The sequence below is a fragment of the Stenotrophomonas lactitubi genome (assembly GCF_002803515.1).
Lineage (GTDB): Bacteria > Pseudomonadota > Gammaproteobacteria > Xanthomonadales > Xanthomonadaceae > Stenotrophomonas > Stenotrophomonas lactitubi.
The window spans coordinates 3,257,903-3,277,501 of record NZ_PHQX01000001.1 but is presented as its reverse complement, the minus strand read 5'-3'; the positions used below and the strand labels follow the sequence as shown (position 1 = coordinate 3,277,501).

The window sequence follows — 19,599 nt, the reverse complement described above, 5'->3', positions numbered from 1 at the left end:
CTGTTTCGCATTCAGGGTTTGCCGTAAACGTCGCGCTGGCATAGGCTTTGGCCATGAACCCAGGCCCCACTGCCAAGGTCGCCGCAGTCCCCGCTGCCGCCGTACCCGATTACGTCCTCCAGCTCGAACGCGCCGCCCACTACCTGCCGCCCGAGCAGCTGCCGCTGCTGCGCCGTGCGTGGGAAGTCGGCGCCTCCGCGCACGCTGGGCAGACGCGCAAGTCGGGCGAGCCCTACATCACCCATCCGGTGGCCGTGGCCCAGGTGCTGGCCGAGCTCGGCCTGGACGTGGAAGCGCTGATCGCCGCGATCCTGCACGACACCATCGAAGACACCCCGCTGACCCGCGAGGCGCTGTCGGCCGAGTTCGGTGAAGCCGTGGCCGAGCTGGTGGACGGCGTCACCAAGCTGGACAAGCTGAAGTTCCGCGACCGCCAGGAAGCGGCCGCCGAGAGCTTCCGCAAGATGCTGCTGGCGATGTCGCGCGACCTGCGCGTGATCATGATCAAGCTGGCCGACCGCCTGCACAACATGCGCACGCTGGGCGCGCAGAGCCGCGAAGCGCGGGGCCGCATCGCCCGCGAGACGCTGGAGATCTATGCCCCGATCGCGCAGCGGCTGGGCATGAGCCTGGTCAAGAGCGAACTGCAGAACCTCGGCTTCAAGGCGCTGTACCCGTGGCGCCATGCGATCCTGGAAAAGCACATCCGCAGCCAGCCGGTGGTGCGCCGCGAGGCCCTGGCGCAGGTGGAAGTGCAGCTGTCGCAGCGCCTGGCCAAGGAGGGCATCGAGCACCGCCTGGTCAGCCGCATCAAGACCCCGTGGAGCATCTACAACAAGATGCGCGACGAGAACAAATCCTTCGACCAGGTGATGGACGTGTTCGGCTTCCGCCTGGTCGTGCGCGGCGTGCCGCAGTGCTACCACTCGCTGGGCGCAGTGCATGCCGCGTTCAAACCGCTGGACGGGCGCTTCCGCGATTTCATCGCGATCCCCAAGGCCAACGGTTACCAGTCGCTGCATACCGTGCTGTTCGGCCCGTATGGTTCGCCGATCGAAGTGCAGATCCGCACCGAAGAGATGGATCTGATCGCCGAGCGCGGCGTGGCGGCGCACTGGACCTACAAGTTCGGCGGTGACTCGCCCAACAGCGCGCAGAGCCGTGCGCACGCCTGGATCGTCGAACTGATTGATTCGCAGCGTGCCGCCGGTTCCTCGCTGGAGTTCCTCGACAACGTCAAGGTCGACCTGTTCCCGGACGAGGTCTACCTGTTCACGCCGAAGGGCAAGATCCTGGCCCTGCCGCGCAATTCCACCGCGCTCGACTTCGCCTATGCCGTGCATACCGATGTCGGCAACATGGCCGTGGCCTCGCGCGTGGACAAGAAACTGGTGCCGCTGCGTACCAAGCTGGTGTCAGGGCAGTCGGTGGAGATCATCACCGCGCGCTCGGCCACGCCCAAGCCGCAGTGGCTGGAGTTCGTGGTCACCAGCAAGGCACGCACCGCCATCCGCCACCAGCTCAAGCAGCTGGAGCACGAAGATGCCGTGCAGTTGGGCCACCGCATGCTCGACCGCGCGCTGGAGGCGATGGACAGCTCGCTGGAGCGCCTGCCAAAGGGCCGTCTGGATGCTTTCCTGGCCGAACATCGTTTCCCGCGCCTGGAGGCCCTGCTGGCAGAAGTCGCGCTGGGCAACTGGATGCCGACCCAGGCCGCACAGGCGCTGATGGCCTACGCCGAACTGCGCGGCGGCGCGCATTCGCGCCACAGCTCGCAGGAAAAGATCCTGATCAACGGCAGCGAGCGCGGCGTGGTCACCTTCGCCGGCTGCTGCCAGCCGATTCCGGGCGACGACATCATGGGCTACCACACCGCCGGCAAGGGCATCGTGGTGCATCGCATGGATTGCCCGAACCTGGCCGAGCTGCGCAAGTCGCCCGAGCGCTGGGTGCTGATCGGCTGGGATACCACCGTATCCGGCGACTACGACACCTCGCTGGTGGTGGAAGTGGAGAACGGTACCGGCGTGCTCGCACAGCTGGCTGCGGCGATCGCGCAGAGCCATTCCAACATCGAGCGCGTGGATTACCTGGACCGCGATTTCAACGCCGCGGTGCTGGCGTTCAACATCCAGGTACGCGACCGCAACCACCTGGCCGAAGTGATGCGTCGCCTGCGCCGCCTCTCGGTCGTGCAGGCGGTTCGCCGGCAATAACCCTGCTTCGAATCCGGGGTCGGATCCCTCTCCAACGGAGAGGGCTCTGACCCCATCGCGTGATCCGATTACATGCACGGGGTCAGAGCCGTTTCCCGAGGGGAAACGGATCCGACCCCGCCTGCATGGCATCCACCCGGTACAATCACCGCTCTGTTTTCCCCCAACGCACCGGAGCGACCCATGTCCCGCCAGATCATCAACACCGAAAAGGCCCCGGCCGCCATCGGCCCGTACTCGCAGGCCGTGCGCGCCGGCAACACCGTGTATTTCTCCGGCCAGATTCCGCTCGACCCGGCCACCGGCGACATCGTCGGCGTGGGTGACGTCGAAGCACAGGCCCGTCGTGCCTTCGACAACCTCAAGGCCGTGGCCGAAGCTGCTGGCGGTTCGCTGGACAAGGTCGTGCGCCTGGGCCTGTACCTGACCGACCTGGCCGAATTCGCCAAGGTCAACGCGGTGATGCAAGACTATTTCCAGGCCCCGTTCCCGGCCCGTTCCACCATCGAAGTCTCCGGCCTGCCGAAGGGCGCCAACTTCGAGGTCGACGCGGTGATGGTCATCGACTGACCGCCACGTGGCACGCAAGGCGGCGGTCACCCCGGCACTGGCACCGTCCGGTGAAGCATCGCTTGCGATGCTCGCCGGCGTCGGTCCGGCCGTGGCCGCCAAGCTGCAGGCGCGTGGCCTGGCCACCCTGCAGGATCTGTGGCTGCACCTGCCGCTGCGCTATGAAGACCGCACCCGGCTGACCCGCATCGAAGACCTGCGCAACGGCATTCCGGCGCAGGTGGAAGTGCGGGTGGTCGCCGTCGAGCGCGGCATGCGCTACCGGCCGATGCTGAAGGTAGCGGTGGAGGATGAAGGGCAGGGCACCCTGGTGCTGCGCTTCTTCCATTTTCGCCAGCAGCAGGTCGGCCAGTTCGCGGTCGGCAATCGCCTGCGCTGCTTCGGCACGCCCAAGCCCGGGCATCTGGGGTTGGAGATCGTCCATCCCAGTTACCAGGTGCTGGGGCGCAATGACGATCCCGATCTCGGCGACCGCCTCGACCCGGTGTATCCCACCGTCGAAGGCGTCGGCCCGATGACGATGCGCAAGCTGATCGGCCAGGCGCTTGATCGCCTGCCGGAAGAAAGCACGCTGGAACTGCTGCCCACCGGCTGGCTTGATGGCCTCGGCCTGCCATCGCTGCGCAGCGCGCTGCTGACCGTGCATCAGCCGCCGCCGGATGCAGACCTGGCCGCACTCGCTGCCGGCACCCATCCAGCGCAGCGCCGGCTGGCGATGGAAGAACTGCTGGCGCACCACCTCAGCCTGCGTCGCCAACGCATTGCGCTGCAGGCGCATCACGCGCCGCCGCTGGCCGGCCCCGGCAAGCTGGCCAAGGCGCTGCTCAAGCAGCTGCCATTCGCGTTGACCGGCGCGCAGGCGCGCGTGTTCAAGCAGATCCGCGAAGACCTCGCGCGCCCCAGCCCGATGCTGCGGCTGGTGCAGGGCGACGTCGGCTCGGGCAAGACCGTGGTGGCCGCGTTGGCGGCGATGCTGGCGGTGGAGCAGGGCAAGCAGGTCGCACTGGCTGCCCCCACCGAACTGCTGGCCGAACAACATCTCAACAACCTGCGCGGCTGGCTGGAACCGCTGGGCGTGCGCCTTGCCTGGCTGGCCGGCAAGGTCACCGGCAAGGCGCGCGCGAAGGTAATGGAACAGGTCGCCAACGGCGAAGCGCAGGTGGTGGTGGGTACCCACGCGCTGATGCAGGAAGCGGTGGTGTTCCAGGATCTGGCGCTGGCCATCGTCGACGAGCAGCACCGCTTCGGCGTGCACCAGCGGCTTGCGCTGCGCGACAAGGGCAAGGGCGGCAACAACGTGCCACACCAGCTGGTGATGACCGCCACGCCGATTCCGCGCACGCTGGCGATGTCCGAGTACGCCGACTTGGATGTGTCGGCCATCGACGAACTGCCGCCGGGCCGCACGCCGGTGCAGACCGTGGCACTGAACAATGATCGTCGCCCCGAGCTGATCGATCGCATCGCCCTGGCCTGCCAGGAAGGGCGGCAGGTCTATTGGGTATGCACGCTCATCGAAGAAAGTGAAGAACTGGATGCCACGCCCGCGCAGGCCACCTACGAATCGCTGCAGGCGCTGCTGCCCGGCGTGCGCGTGGGGCTGGTGCATGGCCGGCTGAAAGCAGCCGAGAAGCTGGCAACGATGGTCGCGTTCAAGGCCGGTGACATCGACCTGCTGGTGGCCACCACCGTGATCGAAGTCGGCGTGGACGTGCCCAACGCCTCGCTGATGGTGATCGAGAATGCCGAGCGTCTGGGCCTGGCCCAGCTGCACCAGCTGCGTGGCCGCGTCGGCCGTGGTTCGGCGGTGTCGCGCTGCGTGCTGCTGTATCAAGCGCCGCTTTCGCAGATGGCGCGCGAACGCCTGCAGACCATGCGCGAGACCAACGACGGGTTCGTCATCGCCGAGAAGGATCTGGAACTGCGCGGTCCCGGCGAACTGCTGGGCACCCGGCAGACCGGCCTGGCCGGTTTCCGCATCGCCGATCTTGCGCGCGATGCGGGCCTGCTGCCGGGTGTGCATGAGTTGGCCGAACGCCTGCTGGCGCAGCAACCGGCGCTTGCAGATCGCGTGGTGCAGCGCTGGATCGGCACCGCCGTGCGTTACGCCTCGGCCTGACCGCGCGCGGCACGTTGCTTCGACACACCTCCACGCATGGCGTGGAGCTACAGTGCCAAGCGCTCGGGCAGCCCAGGAAGCACGAAATACTCGGACGCCTTCCCCACGCGCTCTTTACTGACAAGTCCGGCCGTCACCAATCCGTTCAGGTCCTTCAGCGCAGTCGGATATGTAATGGTGTGCGCTGCCTGGTGGCTGGCCACGGTGTAAGTGCGATCGGGATCCTTCAGTGCGTTGGCGAGCAAAGCGCGCTGGCGGTGATTGAGCGGTCCGTTGCCAAGTCGAGCTGTACGAAGCATGCGCCTCGCCGCTTGATCCTCTGCATGCTTCCTGGCGATGTAGGCATGCAGTCCCTGGATCGACTGCTCAATGGCCTCCAGTTGCTGCGACACGAAGTAGCCAAGATCCCGATTGTCACTCTCGGTATACAGGTAAGCCCGCATGTACTTGCCCGGGGATTTCTTCAGTACGCTGGAAATGGACAGGTACTCGGTCATCCAATACCCAGCATTCATCATCGCCCAGTAGAAAAGCACGCGCGCGGTGCGCCCGTTGCCATCCACGAAAGGATGGTCGTAGCCAATCTGGAAATGCAGTGCGATTGCCTTGGCGACCGGATGAATGAACGGTGTGCTTTCTTCATTGATGAACTGGCACAGCCGCTCAATCCTCGCAGGCACTTCCTCGGCCGGAGGAGGAATGTGCAGCAGCGTCGGCGGTGAACCGCGGTCGAAGATCGCAACGTTGTCCTCGGCCGTTCTGAATCGCCCGGAGTCGGTTGGAAGCTCAAGCGTGCCGTCAGTGAGAATGCTGTGCAGTTCCAGAATTTCGGTGGGCGTGATGGGGCGTATGCCGCGCTCGCGGATGACGTTCATCGCCATGTAGTTGTTGTAGATCATGCGCTCGGACTGGTCACGTGGAGCCCGGCCAGTACTCAGCATTTCCTTCGCTACGGCTCGCGTGGTCGAGGCGCCTTCCAGCTGCGATGAGGTCATGGCTTCCTCAATCAACGAGCGGATCAGGAACCGTCCTTGGCCGCTGGCTGCGTCCACGCCCTTCACCGAACCTGCGGCTTCCCTGTCGATGTAGTGCAGGCGCCGTTGCATCGAGTCGGTGAGAGCCAGCTTGAAAGGTTGCTGTGTCTTGTCCAGCAACTGCGGCAGGGGCTTCAACAACGCCGCCCGCGTCCACGCGATGCCCAGCCACCACTGATCCGCGTTCAGGCCTTCCGGGGGCGTCCTATGGCGCAGTTTGTCCCAATGTTCGTAGACGCCGTTTACCTCAGGACCGATCCGGGCATCGAGAATGCTCCCGAGGGTCTCGACGTATTTCCGGGCAAGCGTCGACAGGTCAGGCGCTGGTATGGGCAGCTTCATGTCTGTTTTCTATAAAATGAGTATAGGTTTTTATAGCAAATGACGTTGAGATCGCCAAGGACGCCTCTAATCGCAGCTTGTTCATGTTTGTAAACGAACATGGGATAGGTCTTCCCCGATCTGAAAGGGACTGCCCAACGCTTGGTCACGCTGCCGGCAACTGCGTACCCATGTATTCGGACAAACCACGGCAGGCCAGCAGCAGTCCTTCGCGGATGTCATCGCCTATCTGCTGCACTTCTTCGCCGTCCACGCGCACGCGCTCACTGGCGTGCAGCATCTCCAGCAGCAGGATCAACCCGGCATTGGCGCGGTCGATGCGGGCCAGCGCCACACGTTGGCCCGGCGTATGCCAGCGGCTCGGCCACGGCTGACCATCGGCACCTTCGTCCTGGCGGATGCGCTTGAGGCAACCCAGCAGGGTGAAGCCGTTGTCCGTAGGGCCGGTCGCGGGGGCGGCGAGGGTGGTTTCCAGCGCCTGCGCCAGCTCATCGGGGATGCTGGCGGCGGCATCGCCCAGCGTGGCGAACAGGAAGGGATAGCGGGATGCGGTCATGTCGTCAGTCCTTGTGCGCAAGGCAAGAGGCCACCCACGCGAAGGCGAGGGTGGCGGACGGTGAGTGGTTCCAATACCGGTGACTACCTTGCGGACGCCGGCGGGCACGAGGCCCCCACGCACCGCCCGCCATAGAACGCACGGACGGATTGCCTGCCGGACGCCACGCAGAAACACGCGCGCAACGCCGGCAGGCAAGCGTAAACAACAAGGCAGTCAAACGGGATTGGAAGCCCGTGCCATCCGTTGTCGATGGCCTCTCATGATGTCCACGACAGCCCTCGTCGCTTCAATGAGAATCATTGGAAAAGTCGAAAACGCTGCAATTGCAGCGTGGCCCTGCAAGCGCAGGCCGATTACGTCATCTTTCCCGATCCCTCCGACATCCATCCACGCATGGCGTGGATCTACCGTGTCGACCAAGGTCGCCACCTACCAACAGCTGCAGGGTCGACACCCACCAACAGCAGGCCATGCCATTCCGACAGATCGCGGAGAACTGTCGAAGGCGGGGTGGGTCCGGTGGCGGGGGTGTCCGCGGCATGGATGCCGCGGCCAAGCCCCTAGGGATGGGTTCACGGCGTCCCCCGCCACCGGACCCACCCCGCCATCCCACGGAATGCCAGCTTTTGCCGTTGCCGTTGCCGTTGCCGTCGATTCTGTGGGTGCAGGGCGCAGCCCTGCCGACCCGAACCCCCGTACTTGCAACGGTCATCATCCCGGTCCACACTTCGTTGCCGATCTGAAGACGGCAACGATGACCAAGAAGATCCCGCTGTTGATCGATACCGACCCCGGTGTCGACGACGCACTGGCCCTGCTGATGGCCTTCGCCGATGAACGGCATGACGTGGTCGCCCTGACCATCGCCGCCGGCAACGTAGGCCTGCAGTACACCGTCCGCAACGCGCTCAAGCTCTGCGACATCGTCGGCCGCGCCGACGTGCCGGTGTTTGCCGGCAGCCCTGATCCGCTGCTGCATCCGTCCGTCGATGCCGCCCACGTGCACGGCCGTGACGGCTATGGCGACGTGGACCTGCCGCCGCCCAGCCGCCAGGCCGACGCCGAGCACGCCGCGCTGGCGATCCTGCGTTTGTCGCACCAGCATGCCGGCGAACTGATGCTGGTGATGCTTGGCCCGCTGACCAACCTGGCGCTGGCCCTGAAGCTTGACCCGACGCTGCCCCAGCGCATCAAGCGCATCGTGGTGATGGGTGGCGCAGTCACCTGCCACGGCAACATCACCCCCGCTGCCGAATTCAACATCGCCTTCGATCCGGAAGCCGCGCATGTGGTGTTCACCGCGTTCCCGCACCTGCTGGTGTCGGACTGGGAAGCCACCGTTGCCCACGGCCTGCCGCTGACCGAAGCCGAACAGTGGCTGGGCGCCGATTCCGATCGCGCGCGCTTCTACGAGCTGATCTCGCGCAAGACCCGTGGCCTGTCCGAAGACAGCAAGGGCGGGCGCTGGTACACCGCCGATGCGCTGGCCATGGCCTGGGCGTTGAACCCGGAAGGGCAGCTGCAGGTCGAGTCGCGGCCGCTGAATGTGGAACTGAACGGCACGTTCAGCCGCGGCGCGACCATCGTCGACTGGAACCGGCAGACCGGCCAGCCGGACAACTGCGATCTGCTGATGGCCTACGACCAGGGGCGTTTCGAGGACCTGGTACGCCAGGCCCTGGGCGCGGACTGAAGTTCGACCCCCGCACTGGTTGCCCCGGACGGCAACCAGTGCTTATAATGCCGCTCTTGACCACCAGCCCATTTACGGTGTGAGCCCATGAAGGCCGATATCCATCCGAACTACCGCGACGTCGTCTTCCATGACGTCACCTCCGATTTCAAGATCCTGACCCGCTCGACCATGAGCACGAAGGAAACCATCAAGTGGGAAGACGGCAACGACTACCCGCTGGTGAAGGTTGAAATTTCCTCGGCTTCGCATCCGTTCTACACGGGCAAGCACAAGGTCATCGACACCTCGGGCCGTATCGACAAGTTCCAGAAGCGCTACGCGCGCTGATACGTCGTACCCGGTTCGAACCGACGGCCGCGCTCTGCGCGGCCGTTTGTTTTTGTCCAGCGCCTACCCAACGGGCGTTTGGATGGACGGAACACTGCGTCCTTGTGACAACGCTTTTGCCGATCCCGGCCGCTCGCTGGCAGGGTGCCGGCTGCCTGTCGTCTACGACTTCTGTCTAGCGCCCGGCAAATGCTGCTGTGCGATAATGACCTGATCCCCGGCACAGGCCGAGGACGTCATTCACGTGCCTGACCAATGCGCTTGGGCAGGCGCCTTCCCATGAAGGAGCGCACACAGTGTCCGATCTTGATCAGGTCACGCTCAACGCCGGCGATACGTCGGTCGTTCTGCCCGTCATCAAACCCACCCTCGGCAACGACTGCGTCGACATCGCGAAGCTGACCAAGGAAACGGGGTATTTCACCTACGATTCCGGTTTCACCGCGACGGCCAGCTGCAAGTCCGCCATCACCTACATCGACGGCGACAAGGGCGTGCTGCTGTATCGCGGCTACCCGATCGAGCAGCTGTCGGAGAAGTCGAGCTACGTCGAAGTGGCCTACCTGCTGATCAACGGCGAGCGCCCGAGCGCCGAGCAGCTGAAGGCCTTCACCGACGAGCTGGCGGCCGAAGCCAACGTCGATGCGTCGATCAACACCCTGATCGGCAGCTTCGCCAAGGACGCCCATCCGATGGCCATCCTGACCGCCGCCATCGCGCAGCTGTCGGGCATCTATCACGCCTCGCTGGACCTGTCCGACGCCGAACAGCGCCGCCAGGCCGCCGTGCGCCTGATTGCCAAGGTGCCGACCCTGTCGGCGCTGATCTACCGCCACGGCAAGGGCCTGCCGGCCAACAAGCCGGACACCTCGCTGGACTACGTCAGCCGCTTCCTGAAGCAGACCTTCGAGTCGGCTGATGGCCAGTACGAACTGAACCCGGACGTGGTCAAGGCACTGGATCTGCTGTTCATCCTGCACGCCGACCACGAGCAGAACGCCTCGACCTCGACCGTGCGTCTGGTCGGTTCGACCGGTGCCAACCCGTACGCGTCGGTCGCCGCTGGCGTCACCGCACTGTGGGGTCCGGCCCATGGCGGTGCCAACGAAGCCGTGCTGAAGATGCTGGAAGAAATCGGTTCGGCCGACAACGTCGAGTCGGCCGTGCTCAAGGCCAAGGACAAGACCTCCGGCTTCCGCCTGATGGGCTTCGGCCACCGCGTGTACAAGAACTTCGACCCGCGCGCGAAGGTAATCGGCGAGATGACCGGCAAGGTGCTCAAGCAGCTGGGCGTGCAGGATCCGCTGCTGGACGTGGCCGTGAAGCTGGAACAGGCCGCGCTGCAGGACGAGTACTTCGTCGCCCGCAAGCTGTACCCGAACGTCGATTTCTACAGCGGCATCATCTACAAGGCGCTGCAGATCCCGACCGAGATGTTCACCGTCATGTTCGCCCTGGGCCGTACTTCCGGTTGGGTCTCGCATTGGCTGGAACAGCAGGTCGACCCGGAAATGAAGATCGGCCGTCCGCGCCAGGTCTACACCGGTCACGACGTGCGCGACTACCAGGGCTGATCGCTCTGCGTAGTTTGTGCTGAAGACGCCCCGCGATTGCGGGGCGTTTTTTTTTGCTTCTGGTAGATGCCAACCTTGGTTGGCAAGCTTGGGACATCCGCAGAAAACCATCCACGCATGGCGTGGATCTACTGCGCCCCGGCTGTTGGCACGATGTCCGCCGCGCCAAGGGCGCGTGATTCAAGGGTCTCATCAGCTTCACAAGCGCTCGCGCAGCCTCAGGACACCAACTGCACCCGCAGCACCTGATACGGAGCGTTCGACCCCATGAGTACCCGATTCGACCCACCCGAGCGCGGCCCGCTTGGTCCCGACGTCGCCACCGTCGTCACCACTCCCGTCGTGCCGCCCACCAGCGAAAGCGCGGTGTCCTGGGGCGCCATTTTCGCCGGCGCCGTTGCCGCTGCTGCACTGTCCCTCATCCTGCTCATCCTGGGTGTAGGCCTTGGTCTGTCATCGGTATCGCCGTGGTCGTTCGAGGGCGTTTCCAAGGAAACCTTCGGCTGGACCAGCGTCGCGTGGCTCACCTTCACCGCGCTGGCCGCTTCCGGTCTGGGCGGCTATCTGGCAGGCCGCCTGCGCACCAGGTGGACGCAGATCCACGGCGATGAAACCTACTTCCGCGATACCGCGCACGGCTTCGTGTCGTGGGCTGTGGCGACGCTGCTCACTGCCGGTCTGCTGACCTCGGCCATCGGTGGCGTGCTGGGCGCCGGTGCCAAGGTGGCCGGCGCCACGGCGGGTGCTGCTGTCTCCACCGCAGGCGTCGCTGCTGCCGGTGTCGGCACCGCGGCTGCCGGCGGTCAGGAAGGCGACCTCGACTACTGGGTGGATTCGTTGTTCCGCAACGCCACCACTCCGGGCCCGGACGCCGCCGGTGCGCCTCCGGTTCCGCCGACAGCGGGCGCAGCGCCGGGCAACGGCCCGATGGACCCTGCCGCACCGCCGCCGCCCCCGGCCGCCGCCAGCGTTGGCTCACGTGACGCCCGCACGGCCCCGCCGCCGCCGCGCCCGATGCCGGGCAATGGCCCGATGGGTGACCGCCGCGAAGTCCGTGCCGAAGTGAACCGCATCATCGTCAACAGTCTGCAGGGAGATGGCCTGGACTCGGCCGATACCCAGTACCTGTCGCAGCTGATCGCGCGCGAGACGGGCATGAGCCAGGCCGAAGCGCAGGCCCGTGTGACCGACGTGCAGACCCGCATGCGTGCTGCACTGGAAAAGGCCAAGACCACCGCCAAGCAGGCTGCCGACGATGCCCGCAAGGCAACGGCCTATGCCGCGCTGTGGCTGTTCATCACCCTGCTGATCGGCGCGTTCTTCGCCAGCCTCAGCGCCACCTGGGGCGGCCGCCGCCGCGACCTGTAATCCGCATCTGATGCAAGGAGACCTGCCATGAAGACGCTTCTGCTCTGGTTCCTGGGCGTACCGATTCCGCTGTTGATCCTGTACGCGATCTTCTTCTGAAATCGTATCGTTGAGTGAGACCCATCAGGCCGCCGCAAGGCGGCCTGATGCCATCCTGTTGCGCCTGAGCATTTGTACAATCGAGCCACGCTCGACGCACACGCGCAGCGCGAGCAACAACCACGCGCAGGCCGGGTACTACGCCTCCACGTACCGGCTCGGCGAACATCCCAGCACACGCCGGAAGGCCGCAGAAAACGCACTGGGGCTTGCATAGCCAAGGTCCAGCGCGACACGGGTCACCGCTTGGCCCTGTCCCAGCCGCTCGATGGCCGCCAGCAGGCACACCTGCTGCCGCCACTCGGCAAAACCCACCCCGGTATCGGCGCGGAACAGGCGCGTGAACGTGCGCCGGCTCATGCCTGCGTCTGCGGCAACGTCATCGAGGCGGGCTGCCAGCGAGGGAGTATCGAACAGGGCACGACAGACACGTGCAAGGCGTGCATCGGCAGGCAGCGGTGCATGCAGGGAAAGCACCGGCATCGATGCGATTTCCGCCACCAGCAACTGCATCAGTTTGCCTGCACGCCCGTCCTCGTCATACAGCGGGGGCAGGTCCACCGCCGCCTCCAGCAGCTTCTGCAACAGCGCAGAGACCGCGAACACTTGGCAGTGCTCCGGCAGCGCGACTGCGTCGGCCGCCCCGGCGGAGAGAAAAGCGTTGAGCATCGTCACCGGCCCCCGCATGGTCATCTCATGCGCCAGGCCTGCAGGCACCCAGCAGGCGCGCCGTGGCGGAACCAGCCAGCGCCCCTGCGGCGTGGCCACACTGATGGTGCCGCGCGCAGCGAACGCGAACTGCCCACGCCGATGGGCATGACGGGGAAACGTGGACTCGGCTGCGTAGTCGTTCGAGGTGACCACGACATCGCGTGGCAGGTCTTCGTAGGGGTCAAGCAGCGAGTTGCGCATGGCCCGGATTCTATAGCGATTGACCCGTCATCGACGGTGCGACTGACGTGCGATGCCTAGCATCGGGGATTCCCCCAACTGCACTGGAATCCCATGGCCAATACCTTTCATCGCGTGGGGCACGGATCGCACCCTGTCCTGGCCCTGCACGGCTGGTTCGGCGACGCGCACGCGTTCGAGCCGATCGAGCCATGGCTGTCGCGCGACGACTTCAGCTACCTCTTCATGGACTGCCGGGGCTACGGCGGCATGCGTGATGCGCCTGGCGCGTACACCATCGACGAGATCGCCTCCGACGCGCTGGACCTGATGACGTCCCTCGGCCAAGAACGCTTCAGCGTGGCAGGTCATTCGATGGGCGGCATGGCCATTGAACGCATGGCGGTGCTTGCGCCGGAACGGATACGTGGCATGGTGGCCATTGCGCCGGTGCCTTGCGGCGGCATTGCCTACGACGCCGCGACGCGAGGCCTGCTTGAAGCGGCAGCCGGGGACGTAAGCATCCGTCGGACCATCATCGATCGCAGTACCGGCGGACGGCTGCCGGCGCAATGGCTCGACTGGAAGGCCGCGTATTCGGCGGCACATGCTTCACCTGCAGCATTTGCTGCCTATCTTCCAGCGTGGGCGGATACCGATTTCAGCAATGAGATCGTCGGCACTCATCGGTTGAAGGTGCTGGTGGGCGGGCACGATCCCACCTTCAACCGTGCACTGATGGAGCGCACGTATCTGCGCCGCTACCGGCAGGCCGCGATGGAGGTCCTGCAGGATGCCGGGCATTACCCGATGAACGAGACGCCGCTGGCCCTGGTGGCGGCCATGGAATCGTTCCTGAAAGAGGCGTCGGGTCCGGGATGAATGGTTTCTGACATTGGATGTCGTTTTCAGATCTTTTCGGATTTATTGCATGGGCATCACATTCGAGGCGATAGAACCTGAGGGTACTTATCCCTGCATGGAGAACACCATGAACCGACGACTCACCCTTGCGCTCCTCGCCACCTCCTTGAGCCTGCTCAGCGCCGGGGCTTTTGCCCAGTACACCGGCCCGGGCGCCACCAGTGCCGTCACCACGGTTGCCGAGGCGCGCGACCAGCGTGACGACCAGCCGGTGGTGCTGCAGGGCACGCTGGTGGCCAAGATCGGCCACGAGCGCTACCGCTTCAAGGACGCCACCGGCGAGATCGATGTGGAAATCGACGACAAGGATCTGCCCAGCCACCAGGCCGTCAGCGCGACCACCGTGGTGGAGCTGCATGGTGAAGTGGATACGCACCGCTTCAAGCCCACCGACATCGACGTGGATCATGTGCGGATCGTCAGCACGCGTTGAGGCGGCGGCATTGCACACAGGCGACGAGCATGGCTCGACTCGGCAAAGTGCATTCCGCGCAATGAGGGTTGTTGCAAAGACCGTATGAGGAAATTTGCATAACCCTCAAACATTGAAAGCCTTCAAAGAATCTTCTTAACGTTCAGTTATTTAGGAAAGCTTGAATGGCCGGCGCAGGGTAGGCATACCTACCATTCTCTCGTCGGCCGCACCCACCTCTGCGGACGGCGCTTCCCTCCCTTTCTCCTTGGGGAGGGGAGCTTTCATATCCCCCTGTCCGAGAGAGACACACATGCACGCCATTCTGAAGAAGGCCACGCTCGCTGCAGCGTTGGCCACCGTTTCGCTGTCCGCCCATGCCTTCGACGCCGACATCAAGGTCTGGGCCAGCGTCGACCCGACCCTGGCCATGCTGAAGGCCGACGGCACCGCGCTGGATTCGGTGGTGAACCTGGTCCACAACCCGGTCAACGGCCTGGTGCCGTGGTCGCAGCAGGTGCGTATCTACTCCAACGATATCGACCAGGACATCGAAGTGCGCGTCGGCAGCGCGCCGCAGCTGCTGCACACCTCGGGCGCTGGCGCCCCGGTGCCGCTGACCGTCAGCCTCAACGGCAAGGCATTGACCGTGGCCGCGCAGGACTTCCTTGCCTCCGACCTGTTCGATGGCGCGCTGCCGGGCGCATCGATTCCGATGCCGCTGCGTATCGCGCAGACCAACCAGGCGCCGATCACTGCCGGTGGCCAGTACGAAGGCATCGTCACCATCGCCATGCAGCAGAAGACCACCAGCCCGTAAGGCGCCCGCGCCGGCCCGCTCCCCGGGCCGGCCGCTTCCGGTAACCCCCCCCCATGAAAGCCCCCGCACCCGCCGTCACCCGGCTGGCGGTCGCGCTCGCCCTGTCGTTGGCCACGCCCCTGGTCGCAGCGCGCGGCGTTCCCGTCGGTTTCGAGGATCTGGTTGAAGGCCAGACCGAACAACTCGAGGTACGCCTGTTCGGTCGTTCGACCGGGCTGGTGCCGGTACGCGTGACCCTGGAACACGTGCAGCTGGAAGCCCCGGCCGAGGCGCTGCAGGCATTGCAGTTGCCCGCCGAGGCACAGGCGGCGTTGTTGCCAGCGCTGTCGCAACCACTGCCGCGCAACAGTCACCTGGCCTGCCGCTACGGTGGCGCCAGCGCCGGTTGCGGTTACATCGATCCCCCCGAGGAGCCCACCGCCGTGCGCGCGCTGTATGACGAAGGCGAGGGCGCCGTGCGCCTGTTCGTCGCCCGCCAATGGATTCCCGGCGAACCGGCCGCCGAGCGCTACCACCAGGTCAGCGCCAATGCCGAAAACGCCTTCCTGCACCAGCACACGCTCAATGTCAGTGGCGGCCGCGGCTACCAGTCGCTGGCCGCGCAGGGCATGGGTGCGCTGGGCGTGTTCCAGCGCGGGCACCTGTCCGCCGACTGGACCTTCAGCCAGCAGCACTACCGCGGTGGCCGTGCCCGCCGTGATTTCCAGCTGGACAACACCTACTACCGTCATGACCTGGGCCAACAGCACTACCTGCAGGCCGGGCGCATGGACCGCCGCAACCTGAGCAGCCCGCAGGGCGGCACCTTCAGCTTCAGCATGCTGCCGATGGACCGCTTTCAGGGCCTGCGCCTGGGTACCACGCAGGCCTACGTGGATTCCGCCGCTGCCGTGCAGGCCACGCCGCTCACCGTGTTGCTGGCGCGCGATGCACGCGTGGATGCGTTCGATGGTGAGCGCCTGCTGCAGACCTTCTACCTGCAGGCCGGCATCAACCAGCTCGATACGCGCCGGTTCCCGCTGGGCAACTACACCATCACCCTGCGCATCTACGAAGACGGCGTACTGGTGCGCAGCGAAGACGCGCCGTTCGACAAGGGTGGCGACTGGACCGACAGCAGCGTGCAGTGGTTCCTGCAGGGCGGGCGCCGCAACGAACGCCGCAGTGACCATTTCGATGATGAGCTGGCGGCGATGGGCGGCGTGCGCGTGCCGGTGTCGCGCAACGTGGCGATGACGGCCGGCCTCGCAGACCTGGGTGGCTTCAGTTATGGCGAACTGCGGCTGGACCTGCGCCATGTGTTCGCCACCCAGGAGATCCGCGGCACGTTCAGCGGCATGCACGGCAGTGATGGCAGCCGTGGCCAGCAGCATCAGCTGTCCTACCGCCGCCGTGCCTCGTGGAATGTGTACCACCAGCGCATGCGTGGTCGCGCCTGCCAGTTCGAGGCCGACGCGCGCGACCGGCTGGGCTGTGCCGACTCGCTCAGTGCCTCGATGGCGCTGCCGGTGGCCGGCGGCAATGCCTACGTGGCCTACACCCGCCGCCAGACCTGGCGCGCAGGCACCGTGCAACCGGGGCTGGGGGATGATCCGCTGGCCGGGCTCGAGCCGCTGTTGCCGCCGTGGATTCCACAACCCACGCGCGTGCCGCAGCTCAGCCGCACCTGGCAGGCCAGCTACAGCCGCAGCCAGCGCTGGGGCGAGTTCAGTGTCTCCAGCCGCATCGGCGTGTGGCAGCAGACCAGCGGCGGTGCCCTGCGCGATGGTCGTGACCGCGGCATCTATTTCAACTTCAGCCTCAACCGCCTGCAGCGCGGCGACCGCGGCAGCTCGCAGCGGCGCTACGGTGTGGACGTGCGCCAGCCGCAGCACGCGCGGCCTGACGTCAATTACAACGCCGGGCAGACCCTGCGCCAGGAATACGAAGACCAGTACCGCGAAGTGTCCGGCGAACTACGCGGCAACAACAACGAGCGCTACAGCGCCACGCTGAGCGGGCAGCTGCAGAACCGCATCGGCCAGACCGGCGCCACGGTATCGCGCTACCAGCACCAGGGCGGCAACGAGGTGGCGTACAGCGCCACGCATAGTTCCGGACTGGCCGTCGGCTCGCGTGGGCTGTACTGGGGCGCAGGCGTGGGCGCCGATGCCGGGCTGGCAGTACAGGTGGATGGCACCGACGACCTGGACCTGACCGGCGTTGCCGCCGAACTGCAGGTGGGTGGACTGCGCCGGCAGCGGCTGAAGCTGGGCGAACGCCGCTTGCTGCCGATTTCCGCCTACCAATCGCACCGCGCCGAAGTGCAGGACGCCAGCGCACTGGACAGCATCGCGGCCGTCCGCGTGAGCGGCGTGGGCGGTGCGCGCCCGCTGTTCCTCTCGCCCGGGCGGCTGGTGCGCCTGCCGGTGCCGATTGAAGTGACCTACACCTTCATCGGCAACGCCCACGACATCGCCGGTGCACCGCTGCGCGGCGCCCGCATTCTCAACGCGCCGGTGCCCGGCACCGGCAGCAATGGAGGCTTCGTGGCCGACTTCCCACGACGCGAGAAGACGCTGTACCTGCTGCAGGACCACCGGCTGCTGCACTGTCCGCTGCAGGTGCGCGAGCGCCGCAGTGTGGTGATGCTGGTGGGCACCGTGCAGTGCGAGCCGCTGGCCGTGGCCCAGTTGCCTGCTGATATCCGGCATCAGGCGCGAGTGACGCGACTGCTGCAGGAGCAGGCGTTGATTGCCGCCACGCCGCAGACCGCGGCCGCGGGAGGTGTGCAGTGAACCGGCGGGTGTGGTGGGTGATGGCGGTGTTGTGTGCGTTGGTGGTGTTGGCGCCGCGGGCGATGGCGCAGCAGCCGCCGGAGACAGATCCCAGTCCGATAGTCCAGCAGGTGACGCTTGCGTGGGATCGATCGTCCATGCCAGGCGATCTGGAGATTTGGCCAGACAGGACGGTTCTGGGCTTCAGCCGTGACGTGTCGCGCAAGCTTGGCCAGATACATCTGACCTGCCGATCCAGTGTGGATCCTTCGCAAGGCAGCTGCAGAACCTCTGGCGATGAGGATGTGCTGTTCGGATCGTCGGAAATCGTACTCAGGATGGTCGAACAACGATCCGGTCTTCCAACAGAAGTGAGATTGAACGGTTGGTTGCGACGGATCGTGTCGGGTCGTGCATGCACTGGCGATTTTTGGACCCAGCACGTATACCCGCTGTACTCAGCAGCTTGGGACCAATGCAATGTTGATGAGCCGCTAGGTACCGGAGTAAGGCTTGTACTTCTACAAGAAGAACTCAGGAGACTGGTAGCGGGTCATTGGCACGGTGAGCTCCAGCTCGATCTCAAAGTGGATCCAGCACAAGGAACGGTGCTGACCAATGTCATCACCTTCGACTTCACCATCACCGACTACAACGCGGTCTCCATCTACTTCCCGCTCTTCGACCAGGTCACGCCACACGTTGGCCTGAACCTGCAGTACGACCCGCTGGCACAGACCGTCGGCGGCCGAACCCAACTCGACATGTGCCTGTACGACGGACTGGGCTCGCAGAGCCAGTACCTGGGCGTCACTGTGCGTGACAGCGGACCACGCCCTCCGGGGCCCTCCGGCTACTCGGTGTGGCATGCCGATGGCGGCAGCGATGCCACGCAGCGCGTGGACTACACCGTCACCCTCGATCACAACGGCAGCGCCCTGCCCATGCGCAACGGCGTGGAGCAGCTGCTGCACGGCATCGACACCGCAAAGCTGCGCCTGGTGCTGCTGCCCGGCATGACCCAGCCGGTGTTCTGCGTGCCCACGCCACTGGTGCTGGAAACCCCTCGCGTGCCGGTCAGCAGCAAACGCCCCGGCTACTACGACGGCGATCTCAAGGTGGAAATGCGCGTTCCCACTGTCACGCCCTGATTCCCATGGAGACCCCGATGAAGCCTCTCATTCGCTGTCTGATTTCCTTGTCGCTGCTGATGGCGATGCCTGCCCACGCCAACCTCACCGTGCACCCCATGCGCACGTCGGTGGACGTGAAGAAGGGCGCGCAGATCCGCATCTATTCGCAGTCCACCCAGCCGCAGTACGTGCAGGCCTCGATCAAGCGCATCGTCGACCCGGCCGGTGCAGAAGAACACGAGGTTGAGGTCGAGCCTGGCGAAGCAGCCATCGCCATCACCCCCGGCAAGTTCGCGCTGGCCGGTGGTGGCAATCGCCTGATCCGGGTGATTCCGCTGCAGCCGGTCGAAAAGGAAACCGCCTATCGCGTCTACTTCGAAGGCGTGCGTGGCCCCGAAGGCGTTGAGCACGCAGGCGAGGGCGAGCGCGCACAGGCCAATGTCGGTGTCAGCCTGGTCTGGGGCGCGCTGGTCAATGTGCTGCCCGCGCAGCCGGCCATGGCGATGAAGGTGGAAGGAAACCGCCTGCGCAACACCGGCACGGTGCGTGTCGGCATCACCAGCATTGCTGACTGCGATGGCGCGCGCTGCACCGCGCACGAGGTGTCGCAAAGCCTGTATCCCGGCAGTGCATTGGAACTGCCTTTCCCCGTGCAGCCCGGGCACACGCTGCAACTGCGTTACCGCCTCACCCGCGATGGTCATCGCGAACACGTACAGACCCTGGCGCCCAGCGCCGGTTGATCACCAGTCCCGCCGG

At 65.5% G+C, this 19,599-nt stretch carries 16 protein-coding genes; 13 read left to right on the top strand and 3 right to left on the bottom strand.

The annotated features are described in order from the left end of the window. Nucleotides 1-53: 53 nt before the first annotated feature. The 3 genes from CR156_RS15335 (at nucleotide 54) to recG (ending at nucleotide 4,905) form a co-directional block, all read left to right on the top strand. Complete coding sequence (locus tag CR156_RS15335) at nucleotides 54-2,216, top strand: RelA/SpoT family protein (protein ID WP_025874213.1); 2,163 nt, start codon at nucleotides 54-56, stop codon at nucleotides 2,214-2,216. Between the two features lie 183 nt (nucleotides 2,217-2,399). Next, on the top strand, nucleotides 2,400-2,786 hold the full coding sequence (locus CR156_RS15330) for a RidA family protein (RefSeq protein WP_025874214.1): 387 nt from the start codon (nucleotides 2,400-2,402) through the stop codon (nucleotides 2,784-2,786). Between the two features lie 7 nt (nucleotides 2,787-2,793). Then, nucleotides 2,794-4,905: an ATP-dependent DNA helicase RecG gene (recG, locus tag CR156_RS15325; protein ID WP_100553454.1), complete on the top strand. Its 2,112-nt coding sequence runs from the start codon at nucleotides 2,794-2,796 to the stop codon at nucleotides 4,903-4,905. Between the two features lie 47 nt (nucleotides 4,906-4,952). Here recG and CR156_RS15320 read toward each other — a convergent pair whose 3' ends face one another. Further along, on the bottom strand, nucleotides 4,953-6,281 hold the full coding sequence (locus CR156_RS15320) for a Fic family protein (RefSeq protein ID WP_100553453.1): 1,329 nt from the start codon (nucleotides 6,279-6,281) through the stop codon (nucleotides 4,953-4,955). A gap of 145 nt (nucleotides 6,282-6,426) precedes the next feature. Continuing rightward, a complete protein-coding gene (locus CR156_RS15315; protein ID WP_100553452.1) occupies nucleotides 6,427-6,837 on the bottom strand; it encodes a hypothetical protein in 411 nt (136 codons plus the stop codon). Nucleotides 6,838-7,594: 757 nt separating this feature from the next. Between CR156_RS15315 and CR156_RS15305 the strand changes: the two genes are divergently transcribed. The 4 genes from CR156_RS15305 (at nucleotide 7,595) to CR156_RS15290 (ending at nucleotide 11,805) form a co-directional block, all read left to right on the top strand. Beyond that, nucleotides 7,595-8,533, top strand: coding sequence for a nucleoside hydrolase (locus CR156_RS15305; RefSeq protein ID WP_100554195.1), 939 nt, complete (start codon nucleotides 7,595-7,597; stop codon nucleotides 8,531-8,533). An 87-nt stretch (nucleotides 8,534-8,620) separates the two neighbouring features. Continuing rightward, nucleotides 8,621-8,863, top strand: a complete 243-nt coding sequence (locus CR156_RS15300) for a type B 50S ribosomal protein L31 (protein WP_006389217.1) — start codon at nucleotides 8,621-8,623, stop codon at nucleotides 8,861-8,863. Between the two features lie 296 nt (nucleotides 8,864-9,159). Beyond that, nucleotides 9,160-10,437, top strand: a complete 1,278-nt coding sequence (locus tag CR156_RS15295) for a citrate synthase (protein ID WP_089236664.1) — start codon at nucleotides 9,160-9,162, stop codon at nucleotides 10,435-10,437. Between the two features lie 267 nt (nucleotides 10,438-10,704). Continuing rightward, a complete protein-coding gene (locus CR156_RS15290; RefSeq protein WP_100553451.1) occupies nucleotides 10,705-11,805 on the top strand; it encodes a hypothetical protein in 1,101 nt (366 codons plus the stop codon). Nucleotides 11,806-12,042: 237 nt separating this feature from the next. Here the strand turns inward: CR156_RS15290 and CR156_RS15285 are convergent, their stop codons facing one another. After that, a complete protein-coding gene (locus tag CR156_RS15285) occupies nucleotides 12,043-12,816 on the bottom strand; it encodes an AraC family transcriptional regulator (RefSeq protein WP_100553450.1) in 774 nt (257 codons plus the stop codon). A 93-nt stretch (nucleotides 12,817-12,909) separates the two neighbouring features. Here CR156_RS15285 and CR156_RS15280 point away from each other — a divergent pair, with 93 nt between their 5' ends. The 6 genes from CR156_RS15280 (at nucleotide 12,910) to CR156_RS15255 (ending at nucleotide 19,583) form a co-directional block, all read left to right on the top strand. Beyond that, complete coding sequence (locus CR156_RS15280; RefSeq protein ID WP_100553449.1) at nucleotides 12,910-13,677, top strand: alpha/beta fold hydrolase; 768 nt, start codon at nucleotides 12,910-12,912, stop codon at nucleotides 13,675-13,677. A gap of 109 nt (nucleotides 13,678-13,786) precedes the next feature. Next, on the top strand, nucleotides 13,787-14,152 hold the full coding sequence (locus tag CR156_RS15275; protein WP_100553448.1) for a NirD/YgiW/YdeI family stress tolerance protein: 366 nt from the start codon (nucleotides 13,787-13,789) through the stop codon (nucleotides 14,150-14,152). 292 nt (nucleotides 14,153-14,444) lie between these two features. Beyond that, nucleotides 14,445-14,951, top strand: a complete 507-nt coding sequence (locus tag CR156_RS15270; RefSeq protein ID WP_099820820.1) for a CS1 type fimbrial major subunit — start codon at nucleotides 14,445-14,447, stop codon at nucleotides 14,949-14,951. 53 nt (nucleotides 14,952-15,004) lie between these two features. Continuing rightward, nucleotides 15,005-17,728 (top strand): TcfC E-set like domain-containing protein, encoded by a 2,724-nt coding sequence (locus CR156_RS15265; RefSeq protein ID WP_100553447.1) that lies wholly within the window; start codon nucleotides 15,005-15,007, stop codon nucleotides 17,726-17,728. Nucleotides 17,729-17,748: 20 nt separating this feature from the next. After that, on the top strand, nucleotides 17,749-18,858 hold the full coding sequence (locus tag CR156_RS23360) for a CfaE/CblD family pilus tip adhesin (RefSeq protein ID WP_100554194.1): 1,110 nt from the start codon (nucleotides 17,749-17,751) through the stop codon (nucleotides 18,856-18,858). A gap of 17 nt (nucleotides 18,859-18,875) precedes the next feature. Then, nucleotides 18,876-19,583, top strand: a complete 708-nt coding sequence (locus CR156_RS15255) for a pilus assembly protein (RefSeq protein WP_100553446.1) — start codon at nucleotides 18,876-18,878, stop codon at nucleotides 19,581-19,583. The last annotated feature ends 16 nt before the right edge of the window (nucleotides 19,584-19,599 follow it).

Excerpts from the sequence above, each read along its gene's own strand:
- CR156_RS15265 (WP_100553447.1), top strand. The coding sequence starts at position 15,005 with ATGAAAGCCCCCGCACCCGCCGTCACCCGGCTGGCGGTCGCGCTCGCC.
- CR156_RS15255 (WP_100553446.1), top strand. The coding sequence starts at position 18,876 with ATGAAGCCTCTCATTCGCTGTCTGATTTCCTTGTCGCTGCTGATGGCG.
- CR156_RS15275 (WP_100553448.1), top strand. The coding sequence starts at position 13,787 with ATGAACCGACGACTCACCCTTGCGCTCCTCGCCACCTCCTTGAGCCTG.
- CR156_RS15270 (WP_099820820.1), top strand. The coding sequence starts at position 14,445 with ATGCACGCCATTCTGAAGAAGGCCACGCTCGCTGCAGCGTTGGCCACC.
- CR156_RS15290 (WP_100553451.1), top strand. The coding sequence starts at position 10,705 with ATGAGTACCCGATTCGACCCACCCGAGCGCGGCCCGCTTGGTCCCGAC.
- CR156_RS15315 (WP_100553452.1), bottom strand. The coding sequence starts at position 6,837 with ATGACCGCATCCCGCTATCCCTTCCTGTTCGCCACGCTGGGCGATGCC.
- CR156_RS15280 (WP_100553449.1), top strand. The coding sequence starts at position 12,910 with ATGGCCAATACCTTTCATCGCGTGGGGCACGGATCGCACCCTGTCCTG.
- CR156_RS15305 (WP_100554195.1), top strand. The coding sequence starts at position 7,595 with ATGACCAAGAAGATCCCGCTGTTGATCGATACCGACCCCGGTGTCGAC.
- CR156_RS15335 (WP_025874213.1), top strand. The coding sequence starts at position 54 with ATGAACCCAGGCCCCACTGCCAAGGTCGCCGCAGTCCCCGCTGCCGCC.
- CR156_RS15300 (WP_006389217.1), top strand. The coding sequence starts at position 8,621 with ATGAAGGCCGATATCCATCCGAACTACCGCGACGTCGTCTTCCATGAC.
- CR156_RS15285 (WP_100553450.1), bottom strand. The coding sequence starts at position 12,816 with ATGCGCAACTCGCTGCTTGACCCCTACGAAGACCTGCCACGCGATGTC.
- CR156_RS15330 (WP_025874214.1), top strand. The coding sequence starts at position 2,400 with ATGTCCCGCCAGATCATCAACACCGAAAAGGCCCCGGCCGCCATCGGC.
- CR156_RS23360 (WP_100554194.1), top strand. The coding sequence starts at position 17,749 with ATGGCGGTGTTGTGTGCGTTGGTGGTGTTGGCGCCGCGGGCGATGGCG.
- CR156_RS15320 (WP_100553453.1), bottom strand. The coding sequence starts at position 6,281 with ATGAAGCTGCCCATACCAGCGCCTGACCTGTCGACGCTTGCCCGGAAA.